Origin of the sequence: Exiguobacterium sp. s78 (assembly GCF_018618985.1) — a bacterium.
Classification (GTDB): Bacteria; Bacillota; Bacilli; order Exiguobacteriales; family Exiguobacteriaceae; genus Exiguobacterium_A; species Exiguobacterium_A abrahamii.
Genome location: NZ_JACSNB010000003.1, coordinates 90,213 through 113,857 on the forward strand (window position 1 = coordinate 90,213; position 23,645 = coordinate 113,857).

Annotated in this window: 22 protein-coding genes, 1 pseudogene and 1 riboswitch; of the genes and pseudogenes, 14 read left to right on the forward strand and 9 right to left on the reverse strand. The window is 46.4% G+C overall.

All coding sequences use genetic code 11. The features are described from left to right. Positions 1-20 precede the first annotated feature (20 nt). A complete protein-coding gene (locus tag KNQ18_RS13540; RefSeq protein ID WP_214748867.1) occupies positions 21-1,457 on the forward strand; it encodes a DEAD/DEAH box helicase in 1,437 nt (478 codons plus the stop codon). A 21-nt stretch (positions 1,458-1,478) separates the two neighbouring features. Here KNQ18_RS13540 and KNQ18_RS13545 read toward each other — a convergent pair whose 3' ends face one another. The 5 genes from KNQ18_RS13545 to KNQ18_RS13565 form a co-directional block, all read right to left on the reverse strand. After that, on the reverse strand, positions 1,479-2,795 hold the full coding sequence (locus tag KNQ18_RS13545) for an NAD(P)/FAD-dependent oxidoreductase (protein WP_215085169.1): 1,317 nt from the start codon (positions 2,793-2,795) through the stop codon (positions 1,479-1,481). A gap of 76 nt (positions 2,796-2,871) precedes the next feature. Further along, a complete protein-coding gene (locus KNQ18_RS13550; RefSeq protein ID WP_023469790.1) occupies positions 2,872-3,507 on the reverse strand; it encodes a nitroreductase family protein in 636 nt (211 codons plus the stop codon). A 52-nt stretch (positions 3,508-3,559) separates the two neighbouring features. Further along, the gene (locus KNQ18_RS13555) at positions 3,560-4,195 is read right to left on the reverse strand and encodes a nitroreductase family protein (RefSeq protein ID WP_023469789.1); all 636 of its coding nucleotides are present in this window, start codon (positions 4,193-4,195) and stop codon (positions 3,560-3,562) included. A gap of 1 nt (position 4,196) precedes the next feature. Further along, positions 4,197-4,652, reverse strand: coding sequence for a MarR family winged helix-turn-helix transcriptional regulator (locus tag KNQ18_RS13560; protein WP_023469788.1), 456 nt, complete (start codon positions 4,650-4,652; stop codon positions 4,197-4,199). Positions 4,653-4,806: 154 nt separating this feature from the next. Continuing rightward, the gene (locus KNQ18_RS13565; protein ID WP_023469787.1) at positions 4,807-5,472 is read right to left on the reverse strand and encodes a YczE/YyaS/YitT family protein; all 666 of its coding nucleotides are present in this window, start codon (positions 5,470-5,472) and stop codon (positions 4,807-4,809) included. A gap of 151 nt (positions 5,473-5,623) precedes the next feature. Here KNQ18_RS13565 and KNQ18_RS13570 point away from each other — a divergent pair, with 151 nt between their 5' ends. From KNQ18_RS13570 to tnpB, 8 genes and pseudogenes are all read left to right on the forward strand, one after another. Next, entirely contained in the window at positions 5,624-6,409 is a 786-nt protein-coding gene (locus KNQ18_RS13570; protein ID WP_214772321.1) for a DUF817 domain-containing protein, read from the forward strand. Between the two features lie 87 nt (positions 6,410-6,496). Next, positions 6,497-7,765 carry a DUF2325 domain-containing protein gene (locus tag KNQ18_RS13575; RefSeq protein ID WP_215085171.1) on the forward strand — a complete coding sequence of 423 codons (1,269 nt, stop codon included), beginning with the start codon at positions 6,497-6,499 and terminating at the stop codon, positions 7,763-7,765. Between the two features lie 63 nt (positions 7,766-7,828). Then, positions 7,829-8,467 (forward strand): DUF975 family protein, encoded by a 639-nt coding sequence (locus KNQ18_RS13580; protein WP_050678780.1) that lies wholly within the window; start codon positions 7,829-7,831, stop codon positions 8,465-8,467. A gap of 113 nt (positions 8,468-8,580) precedes the next feature. Then, a riboswitch (SAM riboswitch) is annotated at positions 8,581-8,683 on the forward strand. 74 nt (positions 8,684-8,757) lie between these two features. Continuing rightward, a complete protein-coding gene (locus tag KNQ18_RS13585) occupies positions 8,758-9,816 on the forward strand; it encodes an LLM class flavin-dependent oxidoreductase (protein ID WP_149428047.1) in 1,059 nt (352 codons plus the stop codon). After that, entirely contained in the window at positions 9,813-10,760 is a 948-nt protein-coding gene (locus KNQ18_RS13590) for an ATP-grasp domain-containing protein (RefSeq protein ID WP_050678782.1), read from the forward strand. Before KNQ18_RS13585 ends, KNQ18_RS13590 begins: the two co-directional genes overlap by 4 nt. 76 nt (positions 10,761-10,836) lie before the next feature. Then, positions 10,837-11,304, forward strand: a complete 468-nt coding sequence (locus KNQ18_RS13595) for an SRPBCC family protein (RefSeq protein ID WP_023469781.1) — start codon at positions 10,837-10,839, stop codon at positions 11,302-11,304. Positions 11,305-11,439: 135 nt separating this feature from the next. Continuing rightward, a pseudogene (tnpA, locus tag KNQ18_RS13600) lies at positions 11,440-11,865 on the forward strand (IS200/IS605 family transposase); the annotation flags it as partial. A gap of 16 nt (positions 11,866-11,881) precedes the next feature. Then, positions 11,882-12,973: an IS200/IS605 family element RNA-guided endonuclease TnpB gene (gene tnpB / locus KNQ18_RS13605; RefSeq protein WP_215085173.1), complete on the forward strand. Its 1,092-nt coding sequence runs from the start codon at positions 11,882-11,884 to the stop codon at positions 12,971-12,973. Positions 12,974-13,160: 187 nt separating this feature from the next. Here tnpB and KNQ18_RS13610 read toward each other — a convergent pair whose 3' ends face one another. Continuing rightward, complete coding sequence (locus KNQ18_RS13610; RefSeq protein ID WP_214725162.1) at positions 13,161-13,544, reverse strand: NUDIX domain-containing protein; 384 nt, start codon at positions 13,542-13,544, stop codon at positions 13,161-13,163. A 65-nt stretch (positions 13,545-13,609) separates the two neighbouring features. Next, positions 13,610-15,232 (reverse strand): ABC-F family ATP-binding cassette domain-containing protein, encoded by a 1,623-nt coding sequence (locus tag KNQ18_RS13615; RefSeq protein WP_023469778.1) that lies wholly within the window; start codon positions 15,230-15,232, stop codon positions 13,610-13,612. A 299-nt stretch (positions 15,233-15,531) separates the two neighbouring features. On the opposite strand from KNQ18_RS13615, the gene KNQ18_RS13620 reads away from it, so the two are divergent. The 4 genes from KNQ18_RS13620 (at position 15,532) to KNQ18_RS13635 (ending at position 19,954) form a co-directional block, all read left to right on the forward strand. Beyond that, a complete protein-coding gene (locus tag KNQ18_RS13620; protein WP_149428044.1) occupies positions 15,532-16,401 on the forward strand; it encodes a prohibitin family protein in 870 nt (289 codons plus the stop codon). Positions 16,402-16,633: 232 nt separating this feature from the next. After that, positions 16,634-18,202: a hypothetical protein gene (locus tag KNQ18_RS13625; protein WP_215085175.1), complete on the forward strand. Its 1,569-nt coding sequence runs from the start codon at positions 16,634-16,636 to the stop codon at positions 18,200-18,202. 16 nt (positions 18,203-18,218) lie between these two features. Beyond that, the gene (locus KNQ18_RS13630) at positions 18,219-18,911 is read left to right on the forward strand and encodes a WxL domain-containing protein (protein ID WP_167507595.1); all 693 of its coding nucleotides are present in this window, start codon (positions 18,219-18,221) and stop codon (positions 18,909-18,911) included. A 23-nt stretch (positions 18,912-18,934) separates the two neighbouring features. Continuing rightward, positions 18,935-19,954 carry a WxLIP family cell surface protein gene (locus KNQ18_RS13635; protein WP_215085177.1) on the forward strand — a complete coding sequence of 340 codons (1,020 nt, stop codon included), beginning with the start codon at positions 18,935-18,937 and terminating at the stop codon, positions 19,952-19,954. A 38-nt stretch (positions 19,955-19,992) separates the two neighbouring features. Here KNQ18_RS13635 and pepT read toward each other — a convergent pair whose 3' ends face one another. Then, positions 19,993-21,228, reverse strand: coding sequence for a peptidase T (gene pepT, locus KNQ18_RS13640; protein WP_215085179.1), 1,236 nt, complete (start codon positions 21,226-21,228; stop codon positions 19,993-19,995). A 109-nt stretch (positions 21,229-21,337) separates the two neighbouring features. On the opposite strand from pepT, the gene KNQ18_RS13645 reads away from it, so the two are divergent. Next, positions 21,338-22,336, forward strand: coding sequence for a zinc-binding dehydrogenase (locus KNQ18_RS13645; RefSeq protein WP_149428039.1), 999 nt, complete (start codon positions 21,338-21,340; stop codon positions 22,334-22,336). A gap of 84 nt (positions 22,337-22,420) precedes the next feature. Here the strand turns inward: KNQ18_RS13645 and KNQ18_RS13650 are convergent, their stop codons facing one another. Then, positions 22,421-23,605, reverse strand: a complete 1,185-nt coding sequence (locus tag KNQ18_RS13650) for a class I SAM-dependent rRNA methyltransferase (protein WP_215085181.1) — start codon at positions 23,603-23,605, stop codon at positions 22,421-22,423. Positions 23,606-23,645 lie beyond the last annotated feature (40 nt).

The following is a 23,645-nucleotide window of genomic DNA, read 5'->3' on the forward strand; positions in this document are numbered from 1 at the left end:
ATAAGAAATGAGGACATTCTATGACACGTACACGATTCAATGATTTTAACTTAAGCACACCGATTCTCGATTCGATCGAGCAACTCGGTTACACGACACCAACCGAAGTCCAACAATCGGTCATCCCCGTCGTATTATCCGGAAAAGACGTCATCGTCAAATCACGGACGGGGAGCGGAAAGACGGCATCGTTTGCGATTCCACTGTGTGAACTCGTCGAGTGGGAAGAAAATAAACCACAAGTCTTAGTCTTGACGCCAACACGTGAGCTTGCCTTACAGGTCAAAGAAGATATCATGAACATCGGACGCTATAAGCGGATCAAAGCGACAGCCGTCTTCGGCAAGCAACCGTTCCGCGGGCAAGTCACGGAGCTCAAACAAAAGACACACGTCGTCGTCGGAACACCGGGACGCGTACGCGATCATATCGAGCGGGGCACGTTATCACTTGAGAAAGTACGTTACGTCGTTTTAGATGAAGCGGATGAAATGCTGAACATGGGCTTCCTCGATCAAGTCGATGCCATCTTGTCTGAGTTACCGAAGGAGCGGATGACACTATTGTTCTCTGCGACCTTCCCAGAAGACATCGAACAGTTGAGTGACCGTTACATGGAGGCACCAAAACGGATCGAAGTGGGTGAAACCGTCGTCTCAACGATTACGCATAGTTATATTCCGGTGACGGACAAGACGAAGTTCGCGATTTTGAAAGATGTCCTGGTCGCTGAAAACCCGGATCGCTGCATGATCTTCTGTCGGACGAAAGAACACGTTGATTTCGTCGCGAATGGTCTACGCGCACATGACTATCCGGTTGAAGCGATCCATGGTGGGATGGAACAAGACGATCGACTCGATGCGATGAAAGCCTTCCGTGCCGGGAAGTTCCGAATTCTTGTCGCAACAGATGTCGCGGCACGTGGGATCGATATCGAGAACATCACGCACGTCATCCAGTATGATCTCCCTGTCGAACGAGAAAGCTACGTTCACCGGACCGGTCGGACGGGGCGTGCAGGAGCAGCAGGACAAGCAATCAGCCTCGTCACGCCGGCAGACGAACGTCGCCTGAAGGAAATCGAGCAGTATCACGGGAAACTGACACGTCGCCAAGCACCGACGGAAAAGGACTTGATGCGAACAGCGGATGCATTTGAGGAGAAGATGGCGACGGAAGATACGCGTTCTTCGAAAACGGAGCAGCTTGATGCGGACATCATGAAATTGTTCTTTAACGGCGGGAAAAAGAAAAAACTCCGTGCCGTCGACTTCGTTGGAACGATTGCGAAGATTGAAGGCGTCACAGCAGACGACATCGGCATCATCTCGATTCAGGATACGTTGACGTATGTCGATATCCTCAACGGGAAAGGTCCGCTTGTCCTCCGGGCGATGAAGACGACGAAGGTCAAAGGGAAACAATTGAAAGTGTACGAAGCATTCAAGAAATAAGACAAGCCGGTCATTCTCCGCTTAAGCGAAGAGGGATCGGCTGTTTTGCGTCAAGGCATGCCCAAGATGGAGTCCGCTAGCGGCTGCCTGGGCAAGCGAGTGTGTGGCACCGGAACAATCCCCGATCGCATAGACACCGGGACATGTCGTCTCAAACGTCTCTGACGTCTCAAGCATCGGTGCGTAAAACTTGCCATCTAATCCGTAAAGCAACGTATCTCCCGGAAGTTCCACTTCAAGGAGTTGCTCAAGGCGCTCTAAAAACCCTTCTAAGACAAGCATGTCTTCTGCAGGTACTTCTGCATGCAAATTACCGGGGGACGCGGTTAGGGAAGGGACAATGGTGTTACGACTCAATTGATCGTGTGTCGTCGCTCGCGATGCTCGGAAATCACTGAGTCGCTGAACGAGAATGCGATCACCACCTTGGTTGATTCCGCCAATGATGCGCGTGGCATACGCATTCGCTTTCGCTAGCGTCGAAAAATAACGCGGGAGAAATAGTGTAAAGTTCAGATTCGTCGAGCCGTCTGCTGTCTCGTGGACATTTTGACCGTCCGGCATGACGAGTCCTTCTTGATATTTGCGGATGATCCGTCCGCGCGGATTCATGCAATAGGTGACGGCTTGACCGTAAGGCGAGTCGTAACCGAGCTTCGTCTCGAACGTCTCCTGTAACAATGTCCGAAATAGCGCCTCATCCGTCTCAATTCGCACCCCGAGATCAAGTCGGGTCCGCTGTGGGGTGACACCAAGCGTCGCTAATTGGTGCAACGTAAAGTCTGCACCTGAACGACCTGTCGCAAACACAATCCGTTGACTGACGAAGATCTCGTCCGTTGTTTTGATCGTAAACGGCTCTGATTTTGTGATCTGCTCGATTGTCGTTTCGAATCGGGCATCGAGACGTGGTAATAAGGCGTCCTCAAACGCCGTGAAGACAGCAGCTGTCCGTACTGTGCCTAAATGACGGACGGTCGTCTCGACCGAATGTAGACCGGCGCGACGGGCACGAGACGCTACAGTAGAGGAATGCGTGGAATAGGTCTCAACTGTACCTCCACCATATGTACATAAAAGATCATCGACTTCTTGGAACAGTCGTCGTGTCGTCTCTTCACCGATTTTTGAGACGAGTTCCCCGCCGAATCCTGTCGCATAATTGAACTTTCCTTCTGATTTGCCAAGCCCCGCAAATCCAAGATACGCATCTTCTGCCTTGCGCTCGCGAATCGTTTTTCCGGCATCGAGCAGTAAGACGCGTTGCCCGTCTTCAACAAGCTGATGGGCGAGGAAAATTCCTGCCACACCGGCTCCGATAATCGTCACATCATACATTACTGACGCCTCCTTTTCTTTGAGTATACAAAAAAGCCGGATTCCTATGAAAGGAATCCGGACTGAGTGAAATCGCTTATTTCCACTCTGCGATGTCAGCGATTGGTAGACGAACCGATGGGTATCCTGCGTCCACTGCTTTACCGATTGAAAGCAACATGACTGGGAGGTAACGCTCTTTTTCAAGACCGAATGCTTCTGCGATTTGGTCTTTTTCGTAACCACCGATTGGGTTTGTATCGTAACCGTGTGCACGAGCGACGAGCATCAATTGCATCGAAACGAGACCTGAGTCGATCAAGATGCTATCACGTAATGTTTCAACGTCTTCTGGACGGTAGAAACCTTTGATGGCTGGTACTTGGCGATCACGTACTTCTTGTGGCATAAGACCTTTTTCAACAGCCATGTCGTAAATTGTCTCGATGCTGTCGACCGCGTTCATGTCACCGAAGACAGCGATGACAGCAGAAGATGTCTCGACTTGAACTTGGTTGAATTTTGCGAGTGGTGCGAGTGTCGCTTTACCTTCTTCGCTATCGATGACGAGGAAACGCCATGGTTGCATGTTAACTGAAGATGGTGCAAGTGTTGCTTCTTCAAGGATTTGTGTCATTTCTTCTTTTGAAATTTTTACGTTTGTGTCGTAGTTACGAATCGAGCGGCGTCCTTTGACGATTTCCATGAAGTCCGTTGTTGTTTGAGTAGTCATAATTATTCAATCTCCCTTGTGTGTGTTTTCTTTTTTTATAGTGTAAAAAAACTTATTTCCAGTCTGCGATGTCGTTGATTGGTAGGCGAACTGATGGATATCCAGCGTCCACCGCTTTACCGATCGATAGCAACATGACCGGTACATAACGATCTTTTTCAAGACCGAATGCTTCCGCGATTTGATCTTTCTCGTAACCACCGATTGGGTTTGTATCATAACCGTGTGCACGAGCGACGAGCATCAATTGCATCGAGACGAGACCCGAGTCAATCAAGATGCTGTCTTTCAAGTCGTTTGCTGATACGCTGCTGTACATACCTTGAATCGCTGGTACTTGGCGATCGCGTACTTCTTGTGGCATAAGCCCTTTTGCGACAGCTGTATCGTAGATGTTCTCGAGTTGATCAACAGCGTTCATGTCACCGAAGACCGCGATGACAGCAGAAGATGTCTCGACTTGGACTTGGTTGAATTTCGCGAGTGGTGCGAGTGTCGCTTTGCCTTCTTCGCTATCGATGACGAGGAAACGCCATGGTTGCATGTTGACAGAAGAAGGTGCGAGTGTTGCTTCTTCAAGAATTTGTGTCATTTCTTCTTTTGAGATCTTCACGTCTGTATCGTAATTACGGATCGAACGGCGTCCTTTGACGATTTCCATGAAGTCTGTTTGAGTTTGCGTTGCCATATTAAATCGACTCCTCTTTTAATTTAGGTAATGTGTCGGCGTTCGCTTCGATGCGTTGAATCATCTCAGCTAACGTCCGTTGTTCTTCAGCAGAGAATCCTTCGAGTAAGTTCTCGAGGAACTCATCTTTTTGTTCGCGTAATCGTGCAATGCGCGTCGCCCCTTGTTCCGTTAAGGAAACAAGAATCACCCGATTGTCAGCGGCTGACCGTTCGCGAGCAATCATCCCTGTCGATTCCAGGTGTTTGAGGTGACGGGTCACCGCCGCGTGATCGACATTGACGCGTTTTTGCAATTCTTTTTGACTGATCGTTTGATCGACCTGTAGTTGAGCAAGTAGGTCCATTCGCGTCTGACTGAAACCATCCGTACAGAGATCGAATTTTTGAGCAATCGTCTTATTGACGGAGACGAGTGCATAGATCAAACGTCCTTTTTCGGTGCAGGAAATACTCAATCCATCACATCCTTCCCTTCGTTCGAAGAAACCTTTGACGTATCAAAGATTGATATGTAAACGAATATAACGTGTTTATTTTGATGGCGCAACTTATCTGCTTCTGACATAAAAAAAGATATCATTCACGCAGAATGATATCGAGTCAGGCGACTTAGCTAATTTGGCGTTCAGACGCTGGAATTCCTTTTGCATCAATCGCTGCAATGATCCGGCGGAAATAGAACAACCAAAATTGCAGAAACGGTCCAATCAGGAAAATCGAGAGGATCGTACCGAAGAAAACAGGTCCCCCAAGCAACCAACCGATGCCGCATGCCGTGACTTCCATGATCGTCCGCATCAGACGAATCGACGTTCCGAAGCGCTCTGCAAGTGTCAGCGTTAACCCATCTCGTGGACCAGCCCCGTATCCGACAGCGACATACAGACCAGCGCCCATCCCAATGATGAAGATACCGAAAATCAGCCAGAGCGTATTCAACCAGATCGATTCAAAAGAGGGTAAGAGATGAGAACCAAGCACAAGATTCATGAAGACACCAACGAAAATCGCGTTGACGAGCGTTCCGATTTGCGGTGTGACGCGGTCTAATGCGTACTTAACGAAAACGAGTAATAGACCAACAAGCAAGATGATCGTTCCGACGGATAGTGGCGTCTTCTTTTGGAGACCAAGATGCAATACATCCCACGTCGAGACACCGAGTTCAGCCGTGATCATCATCGATGAGCCAAGAGCGAGTAAAAATAAACCGAGCAGGAAGAGTCCCCACTTTAACGTAGCGCGTAACAACCAGGAAGCGCGATGACGCGTCATGTCTGTCACCTCATTTCTTAAAATAATTGATTCGTTAACTGTATCATGAGGAAAGTGGAAGAAGAAAGACGAAATTTTCCGTTTTTTCCATCTTAAGAAGGAGGGGAAGGTCAAAAGAGAAACGTATACTGAAGAAAAAGGAGATGACCGAATGAAAGCGATCCGGCACCTAATTCGTTTTACATATATAGAAGCGATCTGTTGCGTCTTTCCCGTGATGATTTTCGCTGCGCTTGCTCTTTCACGTTATCTTCCTACTGAACCGATCGCACGATACGATCTCCTGTTGCTCTGGTGTATTCTCGTCCAAATCGTCTTACTCGTCACGCGGTATGAAACGATGGAGGAATTCAAACTGATCTTATTGTTTCACGTCATCGGTCTAGCACTTGAACTGTTCAAGGTGAACGTCGGGTCTTGGAGTTATCCGGAAGACGCTTTGACGAAAGTGGCTGGTGTTCCCTTGTATGCAGGATTCATGTACGCAAGCGTCGCGAGTTATGTCTGCCAGGCGTTTCGGCGATTTCATTTACGATTCATAGCATTTCCACCCCCCTGGCTTGCGATCAGCGTCGGCAGCCTCGTCTATCTCAACTTCTTCACCCACCACTGGATCTTCGATGCACGCTGGCTATTGATGGTCCTCGTCGTCCTCGTTTTCTATAAGTCATGGGTTCATTTTACGATCGAGCAGACGATCTACCGGATGCCGCTCGTTCTATCCTTTTTACTGATTGCCTTTTTCATTTGGATCGCGGAGAACATCGTAACGTTCTTTAAAGGCTGGGTCTATCCGCATCAGGAAGGAGGCTGGGTAGTCGTTGATCTTGGAAAATTGTCTTCTTGGTTCCTGCTTGTGATCATCACGGTTTTGATCGTCATCGTTGCGAAATACAAGCGTCAGGATCCGGCTGTGGAAATTCAGCAACGTACCTGAACAAAAAAATAACCTGGTTATTTTTTTGGACTACTTCCGCGTTTTTTCGTTGCTATAGTGAAAAAAACGCAAAGGAAGTGGTTACGGATGATGCAACAGGTGTTGGAACGAGCAACTGAATTGGTACAGATGAAATTAGCGGTCGTGGAGCAGTATGAAGATTGGCAACTCTGGCTCGACGAAGTGAACGGAATCGATGAATGGGTCAAAATGTCAGCGTATTATGCACCGCGCGACGTTCAAGAAACACCGGTCATCGATGAAGTGATGGAGTTAGAGAAACAGACTATCGTCATGCCACCGCAAGTACCGATCGAGCCAGTACGCAAGCAACGTTATGCCTATACGTTTCAGCGGGGGTTAAAAGGTGGTACTTTACTAGAATGGTCGGGCAGTCATATTTCTGAACGAGACGTCCGCGATTGGAATCTCGAGCACGGCATGGAAGTCCGTGTCCGTGTCGATCGTCAGGATGATCAAAAAACGATATGCCGTATCGAAGCCGTCGTCTCGACGGAGCGAATGAGAGAGAATCCAGAACGTGTCGTGTTTGAACAAGCAATCGTCAAGGCGCATGGAATCATTGAGGAAACGGTGAATGGTCCACTGCAAGATGAGTCGGGCAGATCGTTCTATTATGTCGTTCCGGTAGAAGACATGCGCTATTTCCGACTAGAAGCAGGTCAACTCGTCGATCTCGTCATGTGGCGGGAACGGAAGGATACACTGACGATTGCTTGGAAGCATCCATTCACGTATAAAGAGCCGATCATCAACGCATCATCTAACCGCCCATCAGAGGTAGAGCAACCGGTAGTGAAGACGTCTGTGACAACGAAAAAGTCAAATCGGTATGCACGAAAAATGAAACGACAACCGGTTCCGAAAGCTAAAAAAGCACAGCGTCGCGTCCGTATGCCAAAAGAGCGAACGATTGAACCGATCGTGACGACAGCCGTACCTGGACAATTGATGGATTTCGTTGATAAGACACCACTTGATTTCACGCGCTTCACAGGAATGCGTCTCGTCATCGTCGGAAATGAACAACAGACCGCTGTCTATCGCGAGTTCTTTGCGCCGACGGGAATCGAATTGATTCATCTTGCAGGGGACGCACAGTCCGCGAAAAAGATTGCCTGTCTCGCCAAAAAGACGGACGCGATCGTCGTCGTGACGAGTCGCGTTTCTCATGCAGCGAGTGCACATGTCATCGCGCAGGCGAAAAAGCATGGTATTCCATTCGCGATGGAACGGCTCGACGGTCGACGATCGTTATACACGGCGTGTGAACGACAACTTGAGCGTGCTTGGCTCAACCAGCAACGAGACGGGAAATTATTGAAAAAAGAGTGAAACATTAGAAGAATTCGACCGTAAAGTAAGGTGAGAACTTATTTTTCAAGGAGGACCTTACTCATGTCATCTCAATTAAAAAAAGCAGCGAAGGAGTCGCTCAGCGGTCGTTGGGGATTTGCCATCCTCATGTTCGTACTGTTTTCTATCATCCAGAGCGTTCCGACGTTCATCGGACCAGATCCTAACGAAGATCTAAATGCGATGAGTGCGGTCAGTATCATTCTTTCGATTTTATTGATCCCAATCGCAGCGGGTTGGACGTGGGTCGCGATGTCGTTCGCACGCAATGAAGAAGTCAAAGTAGCTGATTTGTTCGAGCCGTATAAAATCTTCGGCAAAGTCATCGGCGTCTCGATTGTGCAAGCGGTCTTCTTATTCTTATGGACATTACTCTTGATCATTCCAGGGATCATCAAGTCGTTCTCTTACCTGTTGACGTTCTACATCCTTCGAGATGAACCATCGGTCGGTATCCTCGAGGCGATCACACGTTCACGTCAACTCATGGATGGTCATAAAATGGAAGCATTCTTACTCTTCCTATCATTCATTGGTTGGGCATTACTCGTGATCGTTACACTTGGTCTTGCTGTCTTATGGGTTGGACCATACTTCAGCGTCACAATGGCAAAATTCTATGATCGTGTGCGTGGTGAACAAGCGCCAGAGCCAACATCAGATTTCGTCGCACCATATTAATACCGAATCCCGACACGACGTCGGGATTTTTTTATGCGTGAAATAATTCCGATTGGAAAAGACGGTTTAATGGTTGCTTTAGTTCAGTGAATTTTGTACGATGAATGCAACACATCTTATCTAGAGAAGTCGAGGGACTGGCCCGAAGACACTTCAGCAACCCCGCTACGGCGGAAGGTGCTACTTCCAGGAAGGGATACCTTCCGAAGATAAGAGCGGACAGGACAAGATACCGTCGCTCTTTTCGAACTTCGAAAAGAGCGTTTTTTTATGATAAGGGGGACGATGGAGTGGAGTATGGTTTTTGGTTACCGATTTTTGGGGGATGGTTACGTAACGTCGAGGATGAACAGATGCCACCGACCTTCGATTATGCGAAACAAGTCGCACAAACAGCAGAACGAATCGGCTTCTCGACGACGTTGATTGCGGAATTGAACTTGAATGATATCAAAGGCATCAAGGAACCGAGTCTTGAGGCATGGACGACGGCAGCAGCGATTGCTGCAACGACAGAACGCCTTGAGATCATGACAGCGGTTCGTCCCGGGTTCCATAATCCAGCGACGACGGCGAAGATGGCGGCAAACATCGATCAGTTGAGTGGTGGACGCTTTACGCTCAACGTCGTTTCAGCGTGGTGGGCAGAGGAAGCGAAACAATACAACGGTATCTTCACAGCGCACGATGAACGCTATGCTCGGACGGAAGAGTTCGTCACGGTCATGAAGGGACTGTGGGCAGATGCGTCACCGTATAGCTTCTCCGGTCATCACTACACGATCGAGCAAGCAGAACTCCATCCGAAGCCAGTCCAGCGTCCAGGCATCAAGCTCTACGCTGGTGGAGAGAGTGAAGCTGGAAAGCGAACGATCGTCGAACACTGTGACGCTTATGTCATGCACGGGGGCACTGTTGAAGAAGTAGCCCATAAAATCGACGACATGAAAGTACGCCGGGAAGCGACGGGACAAAAGCCGCTCGAAAGCTTCGGTCTTGCTGCCTACATCATTTGTCGGGATACGGAAGAAGAAGCACTTCTTGAATGGCAACGGATCACGGACGTCAAGGAAGACAGCGCCGGTTATGCCGGTTATCAGGATTTCATTAGTAAATCGCAACTGGAGCAACAGGTCGAGCGGAACGATTATTCTGTCTCGAACCGTGGTCTACGTCCGAATTTAATCGGGACACCAGAACAAATCGCTGAACGGATTCTAGCGTTCGAAGCCGTCGGTGTCACGTTACTTTTGTTACAATTCTCACCACAACTTGAAGAAATGGAACGCTTTGCTCGTGACGTAATGCCACTGGTCGAAGCGAAACGAAAGGTAGGTCAACAATCATGACAAAAATTCATATTCTCCACGAAAACCAAGAATGGACGGACCATCTCATCAAACGTCTCGAAGAACTCGAATTACCGTATGAACAGTGGCACTTGAATGAAGGAATCGTTCCGCTGGATGAACTGCCGCCAGAAGGCGTCTTTTACAGCCGGATGAGTGCTTCTTCGCATACGCGGGGACATCGTTACGCGCCGGAGTTGACGGAAGGGGTCCTCGCTTGGTTAGAAGAGCATGACCGGACCGTCTTTAACGGAACGCGTGCGCTCCGTCTTGAAGTCAGCAAAGTCAATCAATATACGGCGTTGCGGAAGGCTGGGATTCGTGTACCGAAGACGACGGCTGCCGTCGGACGTGATCAAATCGTACAAGCAGCAAAAGAAATCGGTGTTTCGTCATTCATCACGAAACACAACCGTGCCGGAAAAGGTCTCGGCGTCCAGCTGTTCCACTCGATTGAAGCACTTGAAGCTTATCTCGACGGTCCGACATTCGACGAACCAGTCGATGGCATCACGTTGATTCAAGAGTATATTCAAGCACCAGAACCGTACATCACACGTTGTGAGTTCGTAGGTGGAAAGTTCGTCTACGCGGTTCGAGTCGATACATCAGAAGGGTTCGAGCTTTGCCCAGCGGATGCATGCGTGATCGACGACTTGTTCTGCCCAGTCGGTGAAGAAGCACCGCAAACACCGATGAAGTTCCAAATCGTTGAAGGCTTCGATGACCCGATCATCCAAAAGTATGAAGCATTCCTCCAAGCGAACCAAATCGCGGTCGCAGGCATCGAGTTCATTAAGGATGCGTCAGGTACGATCTATACGTATGACGTCAATACGAATACGAACTATAATTCGGATGCCGAGGCAGCTGCAGGACGCTACGGTATGCTCGAACTAGCGAAGTTCCTCGGTGCAGCCCTTGAAACAAGCACAGTAAAATAAGAATCTGCTCTCGCCCTGTCACCGGACGTTACAAGACCGGATGACAGGGTATTTGTATAGAAAAGGGGGCGGATCTATGATTACGTGGAGAGAAGAACGACAGCTCGATATTCCGATTGAGGAAGCATGGCACTTGTTTGATCACACGCGATTGCAGCGTTTGATTCCAAACGTCGTCCAGCACGAGGTGATTGAACGAAAACCGGGTGTCGTCGGTTCGACGTATCGTCAAACATACATGCAGGGTAATCGACTTGAAACCTATATCGTGACCGATTTAGCCTATACGAACGAGCCTGACTTCAAACAAAATACGATTGGATTCACATTGGCTAAAATATTCAAGATCGAGATGACGTTTACACTTAAACCGATCGACCATGACCGTTGTCTGTTGATCTATACGGGAAAAAATGAGGGAGCGAACTTTGTTGGAAAGAGTCTGTTGTCGCTTGGAGGAGAGCGAGAGAATGAGAAAATCGTTCATGGGCTGTTGCAACGTGTCGAAGAAGAAGCGGCGAAACAAAAGAAGAATAACGCATGAAAAAACGGATTCCCGCGTTTTTGTATCCTGTCGCTTCGTATACGATTTATCAAAATCAGGCGAGAATACTCCCACCTCTAAGTGTAGCGTAGGTAGGAGATGAATCACCCGTTTCGATAAGACTATAATCATTTGATGAAATCAGTGCAACCAATAAAAGGAATTGATACACAAACAAAATTTAACACAGATAAGCATTCAGTCTTTCTTCTGAATTACGATCTTATCCTCGTAGTGAAATACAGGAGACAAGTGATTGATGACGCCATCTCGACGTTTGCGAGACAGATGTTCGAACGAATAGGCACGTCATATCGTATTACACTGATCGAGTGGAACCATGACAACGATTATATCGATGTGTTGTTTAAAGCGCACCCAAACGCGGAAATGTCCAAGTTTCTGAACGCTTATAAGAGTACCAGTAGTCGATTGATCAACCACGATTTTCCACATGTCAAAACACAACTTTGAAAAGAAATGTTTTGGTCCCGAAGTTATTGTCTAGTGAGGACCGGAAATGCGACGATCGATGTCATCAGACACTACATCGAAAAAAAGGAGAGGAGTGATTTCCTTGCTGAAGGCGTACAAGTTTCGACTTTATCCGACGAAGTTCCAACAAGAGTATTTCGTGAAGACGTTCGGTTGTGTCCGTTTCGTTTACAATAAGATGCTCGAAGAGCGTATCCGATTGTATAAAGAGTCTAAGCTCGACCCTGACGTGAAGCAGAAGCTCCCAACCCCAGCAAAGTACAAACCTGAATTCCCTTTCCTAAAAGAAGTCGATAGTCTTTCCCTAGCGAACGCTCAGATGGACTTGAATAAGGCATACCAGAACTTTTTTCGGGATAAGTCTGTTGGGTTCCCCAAGTTCAAATCGAAGCACAACGACCGCGCCTCTTACACGACGAACAATCTGAAGGGAAGCATCCGAATCGAGGCATGTCAGGTGAAGCTTCCTAAGATTGGTTTTGTGAAGTTGAAACAACATCGTCCGTTTACAGGTGTGATCAAGTCCGCGACGATCTCGATGACGAGGACCCGAAAATTCTTCATCTCGATCCTCGTCGATCAAGCCGAAGAGCAATGGATTCCCGCCAAACATAAAGTAGGGATTGATCTTGGTTTGGAGCACTTCGCCATCCTGACAAACGATAAACATTTTTCTGAGAAAGTTGCCAATCCGCGCTTTCTTCGAAAGTCTGAAGATAAGATAAAGAAGGCGCAACGTGGCTTGTCACGCAAGAAAATTGGGAGTAAGAACCGAGAGAAGGCGAGGATGATCCTTTCCAAGAAGCATGAAAAGATTGCGAATCAACGTCAAGATTTTCTTCATAAGCTGTCGAAACGAATCGTTGACGATAACCAAGTCATAGTCGTTGAGACACTTAAGTCGAAGAACATGATGAAAAACCATAAGATCGCCAAATCGATCGGGGATGTCAGTTGGTATGAGTTTGTTCGTCAGCTAGCATACAAATGCAAATTCTACGGGCGAACACTTATCAAAGCGGATCAATGGTATGCCTCTACACAGATTTGTTCTTCTTGCGGAATAAAAAGCAAGAAGAAAGCCATGGATGTGCGCGAGTGGAGCTGTATTTGTGGTGCTCTTCATGATCGAGACATCAACGCGAGCATCAACTTGTTGATGTTAGCATACTGAAAATTCTTCAGGGTGGGGACCACCCGATGAGCTTGGTCAATAATCGTAGCTTGTAAAAGTACGGTCTTCCCAAGAGGCTCCTACTTCAATTTGCGAAGCAAACAAGTGGTGAGTAGTTCACTCAGTCGATTATGTAGGGAGTGTAAAGAAACCTGGTTAGTTATATCTCAGTTAGTTAATCTTTCCTTTACAGTAAGTTCAGCAAACGAGTAATCTGTGAATCATCTTGAAGGTCCTTTAGTGGTCGGAAACGGACGGTTCGTAATTCCTGTTTATTAAGCGGAAGTTCGGGATCAATCCCGAGTCGAGGTGCAGAAGAACTACCTGAGGTGCGTTGAACGAGAAAACATGTCTCGATTCCCTGATCGATTGAAATCTCGTAGAGTTGTCGTTCGATTGTGATGTGAAGATGCGTCTCCTCTAATACTTCGCGCACGACGGCTTGTTCTTTTGTTTCACCACGCTCGACACCTCCGCCCGGTAACGTCCAAAATGTCCGGGAAGGCGTGTGTAATTCAACCATTAAGATCTGTTGCTCTTCAATCAGCGCGGCACATACGCGATGACGCATATCGCATTCCTCCTTCAAAGTGTTCAAAAAAGAGACCGAAACGACAGTTCCGGTCTCTTTTGACATCATTGTGCGTATAACGCTGTTAATTGCTGTTGGATCGTATCATTGTTCAAGTACTCATCGTATGTCGTTTCTTTATCGACGATACCGTTTGGCGTCAACTCGATGATACGGTTCGCAATCGTTTCGACGAACTGATGGTCATGCGAGCTGAAGAGCATCGCACCTTTGTAAGCGATCAAGCCATCGTTGAGTGCTGTGATCGATTCGAGATCCAAGTGGTTCGTTGGATCGTCGAGGACGAGAACGTTAGCACCGCTGAGCATTGCTTTTGAAAGCATACAACGGACTTTTTCGCCCCCAGATAAGACAGAGGCTTTTTTCATAACTTCTTCTCCTGAGAAGAGCATCCGACCGAGGAATCCACGGAGGAACGTATCACTCTCATCTGCCGGTGAGTACTGACGGAGCCAATCGAGGATCGTCTTGTCCGAGCCTTCGAAGAATTCCGAGTTATCTTTTGGCAAGTACGACTGTGAAGTCGTGACGCCCCATTTGAACGTACCGCTATCCGGTTCCATCTCACCCATAAGGATCTTGAAGAGAGTCGTGATCGCGATATCGCTCTGACTGATGAACGCGACTTTATCCGTCTTGTTCAACGAGAAGCGGACGTTATCAAGGACTTTGACACCATCAATCGTCTTCGAGATACCGTCAACCATCAAGAGGTCATTTCCGATTTCGCGTTCCGGTGTGAAACCGACGAACGGATAACGGCGTGACGATGGACGAATGTCGTCGAGTGTGATTTTATCAAGCAATTTCTTCCGCGACGTCGCTTGTTTCGCTTTTGAAGCGTTTGAGCTGAAACGCGCGATGAAGGCTTGAAGTTCTTTGATTTTCTCTTCTTTTTTCTTGTTTTGGTCACTTGCCATGCGCGAAGCAAGCTGACTTGACTCGTACCAGAAATCATAGTTTCCGATATACAATTGAATCTTACCGTAATCGAGATCCGCCATGTGCGTACAGACGTTGTTCAAGAAGTGACGGTCGTGGGAAATGACGATGACCGTGTTCTCGAATCCGATCAAGAATTCTTCGAGCCATTTGACGGCTTTCAAATCAAGTCCGTTCGTCGGCTCATCGAGTAAGAGAATGTCTGGTTTGCCGAACAACGCTTGTGCAAGCAAGACTTTGACCTTTTCCGATCCTGTCAGCTCAGCCATCGTTTTCGAGTGAAGGTCTTCTTTGATGCCGAGTCCTTGAAGAAGCATTGCGGCTTCCGACTCTGCTTCCCAACCGTTCATCTCAGCGAATTCACCTTCGAGTTCAGCAGCGCGCATGCCGTCTTCGTCCGAGAAATCTTCTTTCATATAGATCGCATCTTTTTCTTTCATGACTTCATAGAGACGTTTGTGTCCCATCATGACCGTTTCGATGACTTGGAATTCTTCGTATTCGTAATGGTTCTGACGGAGAACGCCTAAACGTTCGCCTGGTGTGATGATGACATCGCCTTGTTGTGCTTCGATGTCACCAGCGAGAATTTTCAGGAATGTCGATTTACCGGCACCGTTTGCACCAATCAGACCGTAACAGTTACCTGGTGTGAACTTGATGTTGACGTCTTCGAATAATTTTCGGTCTGCAAAGCGAAGACCGACGTTTTGTACTGTAATCATATAGAGATGAACCCTCGTTTCTAGTAAGTGATGTGCTCATTCGAGTGTACCACAAATCGTGATCTGTCGTAGAGCAGGCAAAGTTCCCTCCATATTAGGACAGAAATTAAAAATAAGCAACCAGACATTTAAAAAAATGAAACATTTTCCAGATAGATACGTAGAAGAAAGTAAGGAATTCGTTAGAGGAGGGGTTAGATGGCCATCTTTTTCACATTATTGTTTTTCGCCCTCATCGTTTTGCTTGGCATGGAACTCTACCGTTATATCCAAGAAAAGATCGATAAAGGAGATTCAGAATGAGAGAAATCAAACCGAAGAAAAAAATTCGCCCATCGATGATCATCGCTGGTGTGCTCGTACTAGCGTTGCTTGCAACAACACCGTTCATCGTTGAACAAATCGAACCTGGACAAGTTGGTGTCGTCTATACACCATCAAGCGGTGTCAAAGATGAGACGTTATCGCAAGGTTGGCATGTCGTTTCACCGATTACACGGGTGACAGAGTATCCGATTCGGACACAGACAAAAGCGCTTGAAAACATGACGCTTGCGACCAAGGATGGAAAGAACATCGTCGTCGACTTTACATACAGCTTCTCCGTCTCACCGGATAAGGTGACGAAAGTCTTCAATAAGTTCGGACCGATCGAAATCGATGAGATCGCAAAAGGTTATTTAAAACAACGACTTTATGATGCATCGCGTGAGCAAATCTCAAAAGTCACCGTTCTTGAACTATTCGGTGAAAAATCAGGGAATGTCTCAACGAGCATTCAGACGCAGTTTGCAGAAGACGTCAAAGATATCGGTTTCATCATCGAGGATGTTGCACTCGGTGCGCCGAAACCAGATGAGAAGACACAGGAAGCAATCGATGCGCGTGTCAAAGCGTCGCAGGAACTCGATAAAAAGAAGACGGATCTTGAAATCGCTAAAGCAGAAGCAGAGCGTCTTCGCGTAGAGGCAAAAGGAGCAGCTGATGCCCGTTTGATCGAAGCTCAAGGGTTGGCAAAAGCTCAAAAAGAACTACAGAAGACATTGACAGAAGAGATGATTCAATACGAAGCTGTCAAGAAATGGGACGGAAAGTCACCACTCGTCAGTGGGTCGGGTAGTATGGTTCAATTACCGATTCCAAACGATACGACAGAAGAAAAGAATTAAATCTCGATGTGCTTGGAGACAAGCACATTTTTTTATTTCATCATAATAAAATGACTGTACTAATGCTCTTATGGCATTAAATTTTAATATACCAATAAATAATGATATATTTTATATCTTTTAAATCCCAAATTAATGGTTTAATTAACTTATTTAGAAGGAAAAAGATGTAAAGAAAAGTCATTTAGATCAACTAGGTCAATGAATTGTTCCAATTGAAGGAGGAATTTTATTGTATCGAAATCGATCACCAAATCTTTTTATCATCTTAATGATCTTACTGGCAACAAGCTTTCCGATTCCGCACAGTCATGCGACGACTGAGGAATTCGAGATTCCAGACCCTTTGACGTCATCGTTTTGTGAAGAGACGTTGAATGATCCAAAGAAAAAGGACTTGTTGGAAAAAGAGGAAATTGAACAATGCGAAGAACTCGTAGAAGTAGAGAAGACACCATCAACCGAGAGTGAAGACCCACCAACACCCGAGACACCCCAAACCGAGAGTAAAGACCCATCCACACCTGAGACACCTCCAACTGAGAACGAAGACCCATCCACACCTGAGACACCTCCAACTGAGAACGAAGACCCATCCACACCTGAGACACCTCCAACTGAGAACGAAGACCCACCAACATCTGAGACAGTACCAGCCGAGAGCGAAGATCCACCAACACCCGAGATACCTCCAACTGAGAATGAAGATCCATCAACACCAGAGATACCCCCAACTGAAAGTGAAGACCCATCAACACCAGAGACATCTCCAACCGAGAATGACGATCCACTGACACCTGAGACAGCACCTACTGATGAAGAGGAAAACAAAATTCCCGACCAACCTGATTCTGGTAAAGCAGAATCACCGAACGAAATCGAAACTCCTGTCCTAACGTCACCTAAACCAAGACAAGAGAAGCAACAAGCGGTTGTACCGATGCTTGCTGGAGTAGCACTGCTCGGAACATCAAGCTTAGATGCTTCTTATAATGGAACGACTAAAACGATCACATTAGAAAATACTGTTTCTGGATTGTTGGGCTTAAATTTATCAAGTGGATATATTATTTTTCGATTACCACCAGAAGTGATGCAAAGTATTGAAACGAGTTCCGTCAAACTTCAATATCGCTATAATGGATTACTTGGGATTGGATCGCAAACGAGAGATGCGACAGCAATAATCGATCGAACGAATAACCAAATTTATGCTGATGTTAGCTCTTTATTAAAGCTATCTCTTCTAAGTAGCGATCGATTCACCTTATCTTTCAAAGTCGGAAAATTACCAGTCGGAGTCGATAAAGTCTATACATTCCGGAGTGTTTTAGCAGATGGGTTAGTTGATTTGAATGTTTTAAGTAGTGGTACGGCTACAGCAACACTTGGAATCGGACCTACATTCAACTTAAGTGTTCCGGATACGCTAGATTTCGGAAGTCATGAGTTGACAGGACGTGAGAAAATAATCCCTCGCTTGTCCCCAATGACGATTTCTATTTCGCACGAAAATGCAACAGGTTACAGCTGGAAGTTACAAGCAAGTCTCAGTCGTCCTTTGACGAGTACAGACAATGACGTGTTGAGCGATGTTCTTTATTTTAAGACCACTTCGAAAACCCAATTGTTACAAACGACTGCTATTGAAATCGCAACAGGGACGATGTCGGCAAGCTCGAATCAGACACCGTTAACCTACGCAGAAAACGAAGGGATCATTCTCGACTTAACTGGCAAATATCCAAAACCTTCATCGTATAGCGCAGACATTCAATGGAGTTTAATCAATGCACCATGAAAAGGAGAGAACAGAAATGAAGAAACGTTTCGCTGTTTCGACGGTATTGATGAGCACAGCTTTGGTTTTAGGAACAACCACTGCATGGGCGGCGACTTCTACGGGCGAGTCGACGGCAAAAATTACGTTCACGACGAATGAAGCACCGGTCATCGTGGATCCAGATGATCGGGACCCGAACAATCCATATGAACCAGACAAAAACGGCGGAAATACACCTACAGGAAATACAGGAGCATTGACACTCGACTATGCGCCTAACTTTGATTTTGGATCAAACGAATTGCTTTCCAATAAAGCTGAGTTTAAGGCGACTGATCAAAAACCATTTCTCCAAGTAACGGATCGACGGGTTAATCGGACAGAATGGGAAGTAACTGTGAAGTTGGGAGACTTTATAGATGAAGGTGGAAAGCCCTCGTTAATAGGTTCGACGTTATCCATTGATGCCGGTACTGTTCAAACATTAGTGAATGTATCAGGATTCGCGGCACCTACGACAGGAGATATAACATTGACACCAGGAAATGCAGGAGATGCGCAAACGATATTAACATCCCCAGAAGGAACGTTCTCAACTTGGCAAATTTACTGGAAGGGTAATGGAACCGATAACGATTACATCAAACTCAATGTACCAATCAATTCTCAAGTGCAAGGCACACACACCGCAACACTCGACTGGACGCTTACGGATGTCGTGAATTGATTGGAAAGCAGGTGAAGACAAAGATGAAACGATGGGGAGCCAGTTGTCTTGCTATACTACTTTATGTATTGTTATTCTGCGTCATACCTTCGACTAGTTTTGCAGAAGATCGCGTCAATTTTTCGATTGAAGCCGTTCCGAATGCCTACCAAGTGGATTCTGGTGTCTCGTACTTTGACTTACGTATGACGGCAAAACAAAAGACAAACATTCAAGTTCGGATTTTCAATCACGGACCTGATGATCATACGTTTTTGACATCAATCCGGAATGCAACGACGAACGATAATGGTTTGATCGTTTACGATCAAAAGAAACCGGTCCCGTTAGCTCCGACTTCGTTGACGGATCTCATTCAACCGAACGCGACATCGACGTTCATCAAGGGAGGCGAATCAAAAGTCGTTTCTTTACCACTTGAGATCGTGAACGATTTAGACGGTACCTTGTTAGCTGGTGTTCGGGTCGAGAAGAAACCAGAAAAAGAAACAGCTGAAAAAAATACAATCGGTATTCAAAATCGTCACTCTTACATCATCGGTTTGAAAGTCCGATCTTCGATTAAAGACCTGGCGCCCGAGATTACGTACGAAGGGGTAGAGGCAAAGTCGTCTTTTTCTAGACCGACTGTCTTTGTTAAGCTAGCCAATCAGGTACCGACGATCAGTCAGCCTATGAAGTTCGAAGCCGTCGTCACGCAAGGCAAAAATGTCGTCGTTCGGAAAGCGACGGAAGTTCGATTTGCTCCGTCGATTTATATGAGAACACCGATTGAAACGACAGGAATCTTAGAACCAGGTACGTATCAAATTAATATCCGTGTTGAAGGAAAAGAAAAGACGTGGAAGTGGAAAGACAGCTTTAAAATCACGAAGCGCCAAGCAGACCAGATGAAAGAACAGATGCCTGAGCGAGAGATTGAGGAAAATTCCAACTCCTTCGTCGGTGAATGGTCGAAGGAACTCATGATTGCCTCGACGTTGATTATCTTTTTGCTGATTGGTTACATCTATCGTTTGAAAAAACAACAACGCCAGACATGAAAAAAAGCAGATTCTCAGCGCTGAGAATCTGCTTTTGATTAGCGCGAAGCTTGTTCAAATCCTTGAGCGATGGTAATGATCACTTGTGTTGCTTTGACCATATTATTGACCGAAATGAATTCAAACTTGCCATGGTAGTTCTCGCCACCGGTAAAGATGTTCGGTGTTGGAAGACCCATGTATGAAAGTTGTGATCCATCCGTCCCACCACGAATTGGTTTAATGATCGGTGTGATGTCAAGCGACTCCATCGCTGCATGAGCGATATCGACGATGTGCATATGGGGTTCGATTTTTTCGCGCATGTTGTAGTACTGATCGTGTAAATCGATTTCGACACTGCCGGCGCCATACTTTTTGTTCCACTCATCGACAAGGGCAGATAAGAAGTGTTTCCGTCCTTCGAACGCCTCACGATCAAAATCACGAATGATATAGTCGAGCGTCGTTTTTTCGACAGAACCATCAAACGAAATCAGGTGAAAGAAGCCTTCGAAACCATCCGTGAATTCAGGAGACTCTTCTCCAGGAAGACGATCGTGGAATGCCATCGCATGTTTCTGCGAATTGACCATCTTATCTTTTGCTGTTCCCGGATGGACATTTGTTCCGTGGAAGACGATTTTGGCTGCAGCCGCATTAAAGCTTTCGTATTCGAGTTCACCCAGCGGACCGCCGTCAACCGTATAAGCATACGTGGCATCGAATGCTTCGACATTGAAGTGATGTGGTCCACGACCGATTTCTTCGTCTGGCGTAAAGGCAACACGAATGCGACCATGCTTGATTTCTGGATGTGAAATCAGATGATGCATGGCTGTCATGATTTCTGCGATTCCGGCTTTATTATCGGCACCGAGTAATGTCGTACCATCCGTTGTCATTAAGGTATGACCAACATAGTTGTGTAGTGCCGGAAAATCAGTTGGCGACAGGATGACGGACGGTACTTCACTTAACGTGATCGGATTTCCATCATAGGCTTCCACGAGTTGCGGACGAACATTCGTACCTGTAAAGTCCGTTGCTGTATCCAGGTGAGCAAGAAAACCAATTGTCGGAATGTCTGCATCTGTATTAGCGGGTAACGTCGCCATGACATAACCATTGTCATCGACCGTGACCTCTTCCATGCCAATGGTCTTTAATTCTTCTACGAGCAAACGAGCTAGTGTCCATTGCCCTTCAGTTGTTGGAACAGTCGTACTCTCATAGTTCGACTGTGTATCGACTTTCACGTATGTAGTTAGACGATCAATCAATTCTTGTTTCAAATCAAAAACGTCCCTTCTCGTCATAAGATACCTTCATCATAGCATGAACGCATAATGTGAGAGAATTCTGAATCATGATAGACTAATAATGAAAAAGGGGGAATTTTTCATGAGAGCATTCGTAGTCGATCAGTATGGAAAAGACGCATCACTTACAGAAAAAGACGTCACACCTGAAAAAGCGGGGAAACACGAATTACGGGTTCAAATCGAGGGGTCGAGCATCAATCCACTTGATACGAAGATGTTCTTCGGACATGTGGCGGCGGCTTCGACGACTGGAATTCTCCAGGGGGATGTAACGGGGAAAGTCATTGGGATTGGGGATAGTGTGACGTCTTTTTCTATCGGCGATCGCATCGTCGCATTCGGCGGTGGACTTGGAACACGTGCCGGTGCGCTAGCGGAAGAAATGCTTGTGCCTGAACAGATGGCAGTCTTCCGACCGGAAGGGGTCTCGGCTGAGGTTGCTGGTTGCTTACCGGTGATTGGGTTGACCGCGATGGAAATATTAAAAGAGCGAATCGCGATTACTCCAGGCATTCGTGTATATGTAGCAGGTGGAACGGGTGGAGTAGGACATCTTACCGTGCAACTTGCTCGTCATTATGGATGCGACGTCACAGCGAGCGCCTCTTCTGACGAGAAGGCAGCTTGGCTAGAAGCGAAAGGGATTCGCGTTCATCGGTACAAGAAAGAATCAGCTGAAGCGTTATTAAACCGACTGGATCTGGACGGATTCGACGTCATCATTGATACAGTCGGTGGTGACCATTTACAAGAATCGTTCATACTCGCAAAAGAGCGGGGACGTATCATTTCGATCGCGACACGGACGACACAAGATTTAACGATGATGCATAGTAAAGCCTTGTCCCTTGAAGCTGTGTTCGTCGCGCTTCCGTTACTGAAAGGAAAAGTAGAGGAGATGAAACAACAGCAACGTCACTTATCAGAACTCGTTCATTTAGTGGAAGAGGGTGTCATCGAGATTCGGATTGAAGAGCAGATTCCTTATGAACGCGATGCGTTAAACGATCTCTATCAACGATTTGATCAAACATCACATTTTGGTAAGGTGAGTGTATATCCAACCCCTAAAAAATGATTCTCCATTCATTTTACATTTCCTGTTAAAAATATGAAAAATCCGCTACTGAAAAATTCGGTAGCGGATTTTTTATATAACAGATCATTTACGGCGAACAAGAATGTTTTTTGGAGCGAGTTGTGGCATGGAAGGAGGAGTCGGGAAATCTTTCTGCTCCGGTTGCTCCCATACGACTTCGAATTTTTGACGCAACTTGTTGAATGCCTGCTCGACAGCTTTTTTCAATTGTGAGGCATCAAGAGCAGGACTATCTGTCGTAATCGCAAGCAGTCCTCCACGATTCGTCAGATGAATGACTTTTTGGATCCAAAGGGCGAGATCCTGTTCCGTCCGAAACTGACGCGTCCGTGTATTAACTTGTACGGGCGGATGGAATAAGACGACGTCAAAACGAGTCTTCTTATCCGCTTGTTCGATGTAGTCGAACGCATCCTGAACTATAATCTTCTGTTTTTCGGGAGTAAAACTGTTCAACATCAGATTATCTTTTGTCTTATTTCGACTACGTGTCGAGAAATCAACGCTTGTCGTTCGGGCAGCTTCACCATAAAGGGCAGCTACCGTTAACGTTCCTGTATCGGAAAAGAGGTTAAGTACGGTCTTTCGTTCGACGGAATCGAGAAGGATTCGGCGTAGTTCACGTTGGGCAATTTCAAAACCAGTCCGCATGCCAGCATCCAAGTCATACTCATACAACACACCATATTCTTGTGCGACTTCAGGAAAATCGCCTCGTTCCCCCTTCAAAAAGTCGTCGCCTTTGACCGGTTGAAGATCGACGAGGAAATCTCGTTTTTCATAAATGCTTCTATAATTCAGTAGTGATTCAAGAGCCTCAAGAATCAGTGGGCGGAATGTATAGATGCCTTCATTTTCGAATGTAATGAGGTAATGATGATCATAACAGTCGATCGTCAAACCACCAATACCATCCCCAGCACCGTTAAAGATACGGAAGGCTTCTGAATACTCTTCAAAAAATTCATTTCGTTTGTCTAACGCTTTTTCAAAAAGTTGTTTGAAGAAGGCGACATCAATCGCTTCTTGCTCGTCCATTGAGAGAGTCCAACCGACACCTTTTTCCTGCTTGCCAAAATAACCGGTCGCGAGGTATTCTTTATGTTCTGTCATCAGATGAAGCAGTCCGCCTGCCTCTTTGACATGGTGCAAAGCTTCGAACATTTCCTTGCGTAACGCGGGATACCCGCTTTGAATCGATTCAATCCATTCTGGTTTGACGACAACTGGATAAAGTTCACGGGGCATGTTAATTTCCTCATTTCTACTTGTGGATAAGTGCCATAAG

Coding starts and splice junctions, on each gene's coding strand:
- KNQ18_RS13630 (WP_167507595.1), top strand. CDS start 18,219: ATGAAGAAACGTTTCGCTGTTTCGACGGTATTGATGAGCACAGCTTTG.
- KNQ18_RS13575 (WP_215085171.1), top strand. CDS start 6,497: ATGATGCAACAGGTGTTGGAACGAGCAACTGAATTGGTACAGATGAAA.
- KNQ18_RS13550 (WP_023469790.1), bottom strand. CDS start 3,507: ATGACTACTCAAACAACAACGGACTTCATGGAAATCGTCAAAGGACGC.
- KNQ18_RS13590 (WP_050678782.1), top strand. CDS start 9,813: ATGACAAAAATTCATATTCTCCACGAAAACCAAGAATGGACGGACCAT.
- KNQ18_RS13615 (WP_023469778.1), bottom strand. CDS start 15,232: ATGATTACAGTACAAAACGTCGGTCTTCGCTTTGCAGACCGAAAATTA.
- KNQ18_RS13580 (WP_050678780.1), top strand. CDS start 7,829: ATGTCATCTCAATTAAAAAAAGCAGCGAAGGAGTCGCTCAGCGGTCGT.
- KNQ18_RS13555 (WP_023469789.1), bottom strand. CDS start 4,195: ATGGCAACGCAAACTCAAACAGACTTCATGGAAATCGTCAAAGGACGC.
- KNQ18_RS13650 (WP_215085181.1), bottom strand. CDS start 23,605: ATGCCCCGTGAACTTTATCCAGTTGTCGTCAAACCAGAATGGATTGAA.
- KNQ18_RS13595 (WP_023469781.1), top strand. CDS start 10,837: ATGATTACGTGGAGAGAAGAACGACAGCTCGATATTCCGATTGAGGAA.
- KNQ18_RS13540 (WP_214748867.1), top strand. CDS start 21: ATGACACGTACACGATTCAATGATTTTAACTTAAGCACACCGATTCTC.
- KNQ18_RS13570 (WP_214772321.1), top strand. CDS start 5,624: ATGAAAGCGATCCGGCACCTAATTCGTTTTACATATATAGAAGCGATC.
- KNQ18_RS13565 (WP_023469787.1), bottom strand. CDS start 5,472: ATGACGCGTCATCGCGCTTCCTGGTTGTTACGCGCTACGTTAAAGTGG.
- KNQ18_RS13610 (WP_214725162.1), bottom strand. CDS start 13,544: ATGCGTCATCGCGTATGTGCCGCGCTGATTGAAGAGCAACAGATCTTA.
- KNQ18_RS13645 (WP_149428039.1), top strand. CDS start 21,338: ATGAGAGCATTCGTAGTCGATCAGTATGGAAAAGACGCATCACTTACA.
- KNQ18_RS13545 (WP_215085169.1), bottom strand. CDS start 2,795: ATGTATGATGTGACGATTATCGGAGCCGGTGTGGCAGGAATTTTCCTC.
- KNQ18_RS13620 (WP_149428044.1), top strand. CDS start 15,532: ATGAGAGAAATCAAACCGAAGAAAAAAATTCGCCCATCGATGATCATC.
- KNQ18_RS13635 (WP_215085177.1), top strand. CDS start 18,935: ATGAAACGATGGGGAGCCAGTTGTCTTGCTATACTACTTTATGTATTG.